Here is a 2,500-nt window from a genome sequence, read left to right as displayed (position 1 = left end):
CTGGCGTCCACGCTTCAAAGCCTACCACCTATCCTACACATGCCTTGGCGAATGCCAGTGTAAAGCTATAGTAAAGGTGCACGGGGTCTTTCCGTCTGACCGCAGGAACCCCGCATCTTCACGGGGGATTCAATTTCACTGAGTCTGCGTTGGAGACAGCGGGGAAGTCGTTACGCCATTCGTGCAGGTCGGAACTTACCCGACAAGGAATTTCGCTACCTTAGGACCGTTATAGTTACGGCCGCCGTTTACTGGGGCTTCGATTCAAAGCTTGCACCTCTCCTCTTAACCTTCCAGCACCGGGCAGGCGTCAGACCCTATACGTCGTCTTGCGACTTCGCAGAGCCCTGTGTTTTTGGTAAACAGTCGCTACCCCCTGGTCTGTGCCACCCTCCAACGGTTGCCCGCTAAAGGGTCACGCTTCTTCCGAAGTTACGCGTGCAATTTGCCGAGTTCCTTCAACGCAGTTCTCTCAAGCGCCTTGGTATACTCTACCTGACCACCTGTGTCGGTTTCGGGTACGGTCTCTTGGCGGGGCTATTTCCTGGAACCGCTCCACCGCACACTCAATCCAATAAGAATGTACGATTTGTGCAATCCGTCACCACCGCCTGGCCCACGAATATTAACGTGGTTCCCATCGACTACGCATGTCTGCCTCGTCTTAGGGGCCGGCTAACCCTGCTCAGATTAACTTTAAGCAGGAACCCTTGGTCTTTCGGCGAGGGAGTCTCTCACTCCCTTTATCGTTACTCATGTCAACATTCGCACTTCCGATACCTCCAGAAGCCCTCACGGGTCTTCCTTCATCGGCCTACGGAACGCTCCGCTACCACGTGGATAAATCCACATCCTCAGCTTCGGTGCATGGCTTGAGCCCCGTTACATTTTCGGCGCAAAGACCCTTATTTAGACCAGTGAGCTGTTACGCTTTCTTTAAATGATGGCTGCTTCTAAGCCAACATCCTGGTTGTTTTGGGATCCTCACATCCTTTCCCACTTAGCCATGACTTGGGGACCTTAGCTGGAGGTCAGGGTTGTTGCCCTCTTCACGACGGACGTTAGCACCCGCCGTGTGTCTGCTGAACAGTACTCCATGGTATTCGCAGTTTGGTTAGGATCAGTAAGACGGTGAGTCCCCATAGCCCATCCAGTGCTCTACCCCCATGGGTATTCATTCAACGCTCTACCTAAATAGATTTCGCGGAGAACCAGCTATCTCCGAGTTTGATTGGCCTTTCACCCCTAGCCACAAGTCATCCCAATCTATTGCAACAGATGCGGGTTCGGTCCTCCAGTTGGTGTTACCCAACCTTCAACCTGCTCATGGCTAGATCACTCGGTTTCGGGTCTAATGCAACAAACTGAGCGCCCTATTAAGACTCGCTTTCGCTACGCCTACACCTACCGGCTTAAGCTTGCTTGCTACACTAAGTCGTTGACCCATTATACAAAAGGTACGCCGTCACCCTTGCGGGCTCCGACTGTTTGTAGGCATCCGGTTTCAGGTTCTCTTTCACTCCCCTTGTCGGGGTGCTTTTCACCTTTCCCTCACGGTACTGGTTCGCTATCGGTCATGCACGAGTACTTAGGCTTGGATCGTGGTCGACCCATGTTCAGACAGGATTTCACGTGTCCCGCCCTACTCTAGGACAATAAACCATCTTACGCATACGGGGCTGTCACCCTTATTGCCATGCTTCCCAACATGTTCTGCTTACAGATCTATTGCCACTGGCCTGGTCCGCGTTCGCTCGCCACTACTTGCGGAGTCTCAATTGATGTCCTTTCCTGCAGGTACTTAGATGTTTCAGTTCCCTGCGTTCGCCTCTTACACCCTATTTTATTCAGGTGAAGATACCTTCTAGCGATATCTAGAAAGATAAGATGTTCTACCGAACACCTTAAATTTTCTAGATATCTAAGGTGGGTTTCCCCATTCGGAAATCCATGGATCAAAGCTTATTCGCAGCTCCCCACAGCTTATCGCAGCGTATCACGTCCTTCATCGCCTGTGCATACCTAGGCATCCACCAAATGCCCTTAAGACACTTGATCGTTCTCATTGCTGATGTTCATCTTCTTACGTCTTCACGCTGCCGCAGCTTCGCCGCTTCGCTCCAGACAGGGCGCCAAACGATTGGCGACGGGCATAAGCCCTACGAGGGAAGTCCCTCGAACCGTCCGTAAACATCATGAAGTCTCAAGCCGGGCCTTTTGTATAACCCCGGCCAATGCCATCAACACGATCTGACCACCGACCCAACAAAGTCGGCAGTCTAAAAATTTTATAAGATCTGACGTCATCATTCCGTAGCGGCTAAGCCGCGTCGGCAATCGTTTGCCGCTCCCGCGAAGGATAGGGCCAAAGGCCCGCTCATCCGTGAGCGCAAAGCAAACTATAAAGACGCCAGTCTTTATAGACCAGCTTCTCGAGATAATGTCCGGTGATGTGCGGTCAGGCGCATCAATCCGCGGCTCCCGTCAGATGAAGAATAAA

Annotated in this window: 1 rRNA gene (only partly in view); it reads right to left on the bottom strand. The window is 52.0% G+C overall.

The features are described 5' to 3' along the window. Positions 1-2,058, bottom strand: a 23S ribosomal RNA gene (locus tag HCK86_RS23715) (it extends 740 nt beyond the left edge of the window). Positions 2,059-2,500 lie beyond the last annotated feature (442 nt).

It is taken from the genome of Martelella sp. HB161492 (genome assembly GCF_013184775.1).
Classification (GTDB): domain Bacteria; phylum Pseudomonadota; class Alphaproteobacteria; order Rhizobiales; family Rhizobiaceae; genus Martelella.
The sequence above is the reverse complement of the archived record's forward strand: the minus strand, read 5'-3'. Positions and strand labels throughout refer to the sequence as shown.